We start from the raw sequence: 6,820 nt of genomic DNA, 5'->3' as shown, positions 1-6,820 counted from the left end.
GGACCGCGCCGCGCCGGCGACCGGCGCGGCTCCGGCCCCGAGCCCCTCGCCGTCATCGTGCGGCGCAGCGGTGCGCACCGTCCAGGAAGCCGAGAGGCTGATCACCGAGGCGACCGGCTGCGCGGGGGCGGTGAACACCTTCTGGCATGGTGAACTGGGCAACGCCTGGACGCCGCCGACGTTCGTGCCATACCACAACGGCCAGGTGCCCGCCGATGCCTGCGGCAAGCAGGGCACGCCCGACCAGTTCGCCGACAACGCGCTGTACTGCACGCTCGACGACACCGTCGCCTACAGCGTCGAGTTCCTCGACGAGCTCGCCGACGTCGGCGGCCCGTCCTTCCCGCTGTTCGTCCTCATGCACGAGCTCGCCCACCGCGGCGATCGCCTCGCGGGCACCCTCGGCGTCGTCAACCGGGCCGAGGAGAACCAGGCCGACTGCTTCGCCGGGCGCCAGGCCGCCGCCGCCCGCGACGCCGGGCGCATCGAGATCTCCGACGCCCTGCACGGTTCGCTGCTGTTCTTCAGCCTCGGTGACACCCGCGGTGGCTGGTACGACCAGGAACCGGCGACCACCCCGGACGCGCACGGCACCCCCCTGCAGCGCGCCCAGGCGTTCTCCCTCGGCTTCCTGCAGGGCAGCGACACCTGCCACCGCATCGGCAAGTCCCGCACCGGCGACGTGGCCTTCTGACGCCACCCGCCGCGACCGGCGACGACGACGGCGCCCCGTCCCACCGACGCGGTGGGACGGGGCGCCGCACGCGCGGCGGGTCAGCTCACGGGGACTGGAAGCCGGCCTTGGTCAGGACGGCCTGCCCGGTGGAGGAGATGACGTAGTCGACCCACGCCTTCCCACCGGCGGGGTTCTTGCCGCCCTTGAGCGTCGCGATCGGGTAGTCGTTGATCGCCTTGGCCGACTCGGGGAACTCCAGCCCCTCGACCTTCTCGCCCGCGGCGAGCACGTCGGTACGGTAGACCAGCGCCGCGTCGACCTCACCGAGGGTGACCTTCGACAGGGCGGACTTGACGTCCTGCTCCAGGGTGACCGGCGTCAGGTTCACCCCGGCGGCCGCCAGCGCCTTCTTCGCCGCCGCCCCACAGGGCACCGCGTCGGCGCACAGCGCCACCTTCACGCCGGGCTTGGCCAGGTCGGGCAGGTCCTTGATGCCCTTCGGGTCGCCCTTGGGCACGACGATGACGAGCTGGTTGCGCACGAAGACCTTCGTTGCCGAGGAGTTCTGCCCGGCGTCGGTCACGGTCTTCATGGTCGCCGGGCTTGCCGCGGCGAACACATCGGCCGGCGCGCCCGAGGTGATCTGGGCGGCGAGCGCGGAGCTGCCGGCGAAGGAGAACGTCACCGTCGAACCCGGGTTGGCGGTCTCGAACTGCTTGCCGAGCGTCGTGAACGTCCCGGTCAGCGACGCGGCCGCGAAGACCGTGACGGTGCCGGTGACGCCGCTGGCGGCGCTGCTGGTGCTCGCCGACGGTGTGGCGGCGGCGGTCGAGCCGTCACTGCCGTCGCTGCCACAGCCGGCGGCGAACAGACCGGCGCTGGCCACGACCGCCAGCACGGTCTTCATCCTGCGAAATCTCACGTAGTCCCGTTCCTTCGCCATGACGGGTCGACGCCCCCGGTATCCGGGCAGGGCCGACCGCTGCAATTGAATACGCGCTGTGCTGTGCGGTCGGCGAAATAACACTCAGCGTAACCGAGTGTGTTCATGGCGACGCCGTCGTCGCCCCGATCGCCGGCGCGGCCAACGGATTGCCCGCGGCCGGCGCCCCCCTTCGCATTCGCGGACCCCTCTTATGCGCTAAGCCGCAAGTGCGAAACTTCGTGCATGATAGTTCCGCGGATGCGCTTCGCCAAGATGGGGGGTATGCGCCGTCGCTCACCACGCCGACCCGCCGCGTTCGGCGCGGATGGTCGGCGCGGATAGTTGCGGGGCGGGGGGAGGACGAGGGCGGTGCGGACGGCTCAGGGCAGGACGTGGAACTCGCGGTCGTGATAGATCAGCGGTGCGGCGCCCGGGTCGGTGCCGGCGTCGAGGACCAGCCCGACGACCAGGTAGTGGTCGCCGGCCTCGATCGGCGGGCGGGCGGCGCAGCGCAGCCAGGCCCGGCCGCCCTCGAGCAGCGGCTCCCCGGTGGCCAGCGTGCTCCAGCGGGTCGGCGCGGCGAAGCGGTCGATGCCGCTGCGGGCGAAGCGGCGCGCGACGTCGGCCTGCGCGGAGGACAGCAGGTTGACCACGAAGGTCCCCGCCGTGCGCAGGTGCGGCCAGGCCGACGCGCTGGCGGAGATCGCGAAGACGACCATCGGGGGCTCGGCGGACAGCGACGACAGCGACGTCGCGGTGAAGCCCACCGGACCGGCACCCGCGTCCGCGGTGATGATGGCGACGCCGGCCGGGTGGCCGCGAAAGACGGTTCGGAACAGCTCACCGTCGATGTTCGCGGACCCCGGGGCCGGCTGGCTCGGGCGAGGCCTGGGGGTCATGCGGGCTCCCGTGGTTCGAGGCGGACGTAGGTCCAACAGCCGGGCCTGATCCCCGGCCCGGGCGGGTGAATTCCGGGGCGCGCGACGCGCACCCGGCCCCACGCTGGCGGCTGGCCCGCCGCCGGCCGCAGGCAGCGGTGCGGGGGAGGATCGCCGGGGGCGTCAGGGAGCGGGCGGCGTGAAGGGGTGCGGACACAGGTCGCTGCTGCTGCGGCCGAAGTCGACATGGCGCCGACGGACCAGTCGCGGCCGGTCCACGCACGGCGCCGTCCGCCCGCGTCGCGCAGTAGCGAGGCCCCCGACCCGAACCACCGACTCACGATAAGTCGGTGCCGGTGAAGGGTCAACGTCCTGCGGCGGGTCCGGCCGCCAGCGGCGGGCCCAACCGACTTGTTGAGAGATATGGCACCCTTATGTCATAGTCTGGAGCATGCGACGTGCTCCTGACCGTGGCGCCCTGTCCGAGGACCGCGCCACGGCGTGTGACGCGTGACGACGGTGACGGACGCCGTGCGCATCAACGTCCTCGATCCGCAGTTCTACGTCGACCCCTGGGAGTCGTACCGCTGGCTGCGTGCGCATGCGCCGGTCTTCTGGGATCCGGTACAGAAGCTGTGGGTGATCTCCCGCTTCGAGGACGTCATGGCCATCGAGAAGAACGACCGGCTCTACTCGTCGTTCGCCGGTTCCCGGCCGCACATAGATCTCACCGGCGACGAGTCGATGATCAACCTTGACGAGCCCGACCACCACGCCCAGCGCGTGCTGGTCGCGCCGAGGTTCGCCCCGCGCGCGATGCGTCACCACACCCAGCGTGTCCGCGACGTCGTCACCGAGATCCTCGACGCCGTGACACCGCTGGGCAAGTGTGAGGCGATCGAGGCCATCGCCTCCCGATTACCCGCCATCGTCATCGCGGAACTGCTCGGCTACGCCCACGAGCAGTGGGAAGACGTGCGGCGCTGGTCGGAGCAGATCATGCTGCTCAGCGGCCAGACCTCACCGCAGGGCCCGCCGCATGCCCTGCCGCCCGAGCTGATCAGCGTGGTCACCGAGTTCTACGTGGCGACGACGGCCATCATCGAGGCGCGTCGCGCCGAGCCGCGCGACGACCTCATCTCGCTGTGGGCCCACGGGCACGGCTGGGCGGACAAGCGGGTCATCGACGAGGTCCTGCTCGTCCTCGACGGCGGCGCGGAGACGACCCGCACCGTGATCGGCACGATGATCCGCGACCTCACGCGGTACCCCGACCAGCGGGCGCGCCTGCTGGCGGACCCTGGGCTGCTCGCGTCCACCGCGACCGAGGAGTTCATCCGCTGGGTCACCCCGGTGCTCAACATGCGCCGTACCGCCACCGCCGACCACGAACTGCACGGCCAGCGCATCCGCACCGGCGACGAGATCCTGCTGCTCTACCCGTCGGCGAACCGCGACGAGCGCGCCTTCCCCGACCCGGACGTCCTCGACGTGACCCGCTCGTCCGGGCGGCACCTGGCTTTCGGCTTCGGCACCCACATCTGCCTGGGTGCGAACCTCGCCCGCCTGGAGATCCGGGTGATGTTCGAGGAGATGCTGCGCCGCATGCCCGACTGGGAACTCGCCGACCCCGCCGAGCCGCAGATCATGCCAGCGACGTTCACCCGCGCCTACGACCAGGTCCGCATCCGCTTCACCCCGAGTCCGCCCAGCGGCTGAACACGTCCGCGGGTGTGCCGGGCATCGCCGCTGGTGGCATCGGGTAAGGACAGACCGAAGTGGCGGCTCCCAGGGGGCCCGCGCCGACGACACGCCGACCGTCTCCGGCACGGGGGACGGCCGGGGGCACTCGACACTCGACCGTGCGAAGGATTGAGGTGCTGGTATGGAGCTTTCCGGTGTGGGCGTATGGAACATGCAGCTCGGCAACGGTGACGCCGGTGAGGCCGCCGAGGCGGCGGCGGAGCTGGAGGAACTCGGCTATGGCGCGCTGTGGATTCCCGACATCGGCGGGCCGGTCCTGGAGTCCGTCGAGAACCTGCTGAAGGCCACCAGCACCGTCACGGTGGCCACCGGAATCCTCAACCTCTGGCTACACCCGCCGGCCGAGGTGGCCGAGGCGTTCACGAGGTTGAGCGCCACCTACGGCGAGCGGTTCCTGCTCGGCATCGGCGTCAGCCACTCGGTGATGGTCGACAGCATCGAACCGGGCCTGTACAAGCGGCCGCTCGCGGCGATGCGGGCCTTCCTCGACGGGCTCGACGCCGCCGAGCGGCCCGTACCGGTCGCCGCCCGGGTGCTTGCCGCGCTCGGCCCGAAGATGCTCGAGCTCGCCGGTACGCGGGCCCGCGGCGCGCACCCGTACCTGGTCACCCCGGAGCACACCCGCATCGCCCGCGGGGCCCTCGGCGCCGGGCCGCTCGTGCTGCCCGAGCAGACCGTGGTCCTGGCCGCGGACCGCACGCAGGCCAGGGCGGTCGCCGGGGGGTGGCTGGCGGCCTACCTGTCGTTGCCGAACTACCGCAACAGCCTGCTGCGCCTCGGGTTCACCGAGGACGAGGTCGACTCCACCAGCGACCGGGTGTTCGACGCGCTGATCGCCTGGGGTGACGAGGATGCCGTGCGCACCCGGGTGCAGGAGCACCGCGCCGCCGGGGCGGACCACGTCACGCTGCAGGTCCTCAACGCCGACCAGCAGGTCCTCCCGCGCGAGGAATGGCGCCGCCTGGCCGCCGCGCTGTTCTGAGCGGGTGTAGGGATCGGGCGGAGATGGCCACTTCGAGCTGCCTGTTCGCCGTTGTTGGCCAGGGCATGCGGGCTGATCGTCGCGGTAGTTGGCCACGATCCGTCGGTGAAGACCGCCAGACAGGTGATCACGGGTTGCCGTAGAACCTGTGCACTGTGAAGCCGTAGGCGAGCAGCCTCTGTTCGCGGGCGTGGTCGAGGTAGTCGGCTTCGGGCCAGGGCCGGCCGTTACTTGGCCATTTTCTGCGATGGCCACGCCGACCGAGCTTCCGGTTCGCTGGGTGCTTTGCAACAGGCCCGAAGCGGCGCCGGAGTCCTGGCGAGCCACCTCAGACATGATCATCATGTTGAGTGGCATGAAACATGGACCGACGCCGAGACCGAACAGCAGCAGTGGTCCCAGAATGCCGCAGACGTAGCCGCTCGCGGCGGAGATCCGGCTGAGACGATCCGCGGGCGAGCGCCGAGCGATTCCTCGACGCCCACGACCCCTTCACTGCGCTGATCACGTGGCTACGTTCTTTCATCACCCACGTCACCACCTACCGCGGCCTGGCCAACTCGGTGATGGACATATCGCCCGCGCTCAGGACACTGCGGCCGTCCGCCCGGACCTCACGATCGGCGAACTGCTCCGTCTCGCCAACGGCGTCGCCATAGCCGCCGAAGGCCACCCCGACGAGACACCGCGGCTTCTCCTCCTGCTCATCGAGGGTCTTCAACACCGCGGCTGAGCGCTGACCCGACGTCTCCCGCAGGACTGGCCAACCATCACGGTGAGTGGCCATCTGTCCCCCGATCCCTACAGCGGGCGGCCGCCGTCCGGCTGAGCACCCGGGTACTCGGCCTGTCCCGGTACTCGGCCTGTCCCGGTACTCAGCCTGTCCCGGTACTCGGCCTGTCCCGGTACTCAGCCGGGACGGGCCTGCTCGGATTCGGCGCCGCCGTGGGCGCGCAGGAACGTGCACACGCCCGCGTCCACGGCGCGGCGCACCGCCTCGTCGGGCACCTCACGGCTGCCGTGCTCGGTGAGTTCGGGTAGCTCGGCGCCGATCAGGGCGAGGAACTGGCGGGCGGCGAGCACCGGGTCGGGCACGCGCAGCAGCCCGGCGTTGCCGAGCATCGCCAGGCGCCCAGCCAGCGCCTCCAGGATCGGGCCGGTGGCCTTCTCCCGCACCGTGCGGTAGATCTCCGGGTCCCGCCCGGACTCCGCGGCGATCATCCGCGCCAGGTACCTCGAGCAGGCGGTGCGCTGGCAGTCGACCAGGCGCGTCCCGAGTTCGTACAGGCTGGCCCGCCAGCTCCCGGGGCGCAGGTCCAGGCGCTGGATGACCCGCAGCACGTCGGCGTTCTGGGTGAGCGCGGAGTCCGCCACCGACTCGCGGAACAGCGTGACCTTCCCGCCGAAGTAGCTGTAGATCGTCGGCTTGGACACCCCGGCGGCGGCGGCGATCGCGTCGACGCTGGCCCGCTCGTAGCCCTGCTCGCCGAAGATCGGCGCCGCGGCGTCGAGGATCGCCCGCCGCTTGTCGACCTGCCGTTGGCGCACCGCGTCCTCCCCGTCGCCGGCGCCGCCATCGGCGGTGGCGCCTCGCG

The 6,820-nt window shown here is 71.4% G+C and carries 6 protein-coding genes and 1 pseudogene; 4 read left to right on the top strand and 3 right to left on the bottom strand.

Annotation, left to right across the window (positions count from 1 at the left end; all coding sequences use genetic code 11):
- On the top strand, positions 1-694 hold a 694-nt coding region (locus MXD58_RS16735), incomplete at its 5' end, for a neutral zinc metallopeptidase (RefSeq protein WP_250609520.1).
- An 85-nt stretch (positions 695-779) separates the two neighbouring features.
- Here MXD58_RS16735 and modA read toward each other — a convergent pair.
- Both modA and MXD58_RS16725 read right to left on the bottom strand, forming a co-directional pair.
- Positions 780-1,583, bottom strand: a complete 804-nt coding sequence (gene modA / locus MXD58_RS16730) for a molybdate ABC transporter substrate-binding protein (protein WP_248837047.1) — start codon at positions 1,581-1,583, stop codon at positions 780-782.
- Positions 1,584-1,981: 398 nt separating this feature from the next.
- Positions 1,982-2,500, bottom strand: a complete 519-nt coding sequence (locus MXD58_RS16725) for a flavin reductase family protein (protein ID WP_248837046.1) — start codon at positions 2,498-2,500, stop codon at positions 1,982-1,984.
- Between the two features lie 489 nt (positions 2,501-2,989).
- Between MXD58_RS16725 and MXD58_RS30735 the strand changes: the two genes are divergently transcribed.
- The 3 genes and pseudogenes from MXD58_RS30735 to MXD58_RS31160 all read left to right on the top strand — a co-directional run bounded on the left by MXD58_RS30735 (position 2,990) and on the right by MXD58_RS31160 (position 5,958).
- Entirely contained in the window at positions 2,990-4,198 is a 1,209-nt protein-coding gene (locus tag MXD58_RS30735) for a cytochrome P450 (protein WP_248837045.1), read from the top strand.
- Between the two features lie 166 nt (positions 4,199-4,364).
- Positions 4,365-5,225 carry an LLM class F420-dependent oxidoreductase gene (locus MXD58_RS16715; protein WP_248837044.1) on the top strand — a complete coding sequence of 287 codons (861 nt, stop codon included), beginning with the start codon at positions 4,365-4,367 and terminating at the stop codon, positions 5,223-5,225.
- 500 nt (positions 5,226-5,725) lie between these two features.
- A pseudogene (locus MXD58_RS31160) lies at positions 5,726-5,958 on the top strand (hypothetical protein).
- A gap of 176 nt (positions 5,959-6,134) precedes the next feature.
- On the opposite strand, the gene MXD58_RS16705 reads toward MXD58_RS31160, so the two are convergent.
- Entirely contained in the window at positions 6,135-6,773 is a 639-nt protein-coding gene (locus tag MXD58_RS16705) for a TetR/AcrR family transcriptional regulator (protein WP_248837042.1), read from the bottom strand.
- Positions 6,774-6,820 lie beyond the last annotated feature (47 nt).

Source organism: Frankia sp. AgKG'84/4, from assembly GCF_023242965.2.
GTDB lineage: Bacteria > Actinomycetota > Actinomycetes > Frankiales > Frankiaceae > Frankia.
This window is presented reverse-complemented; position numbering and strand designations above follow the sequence as displayed.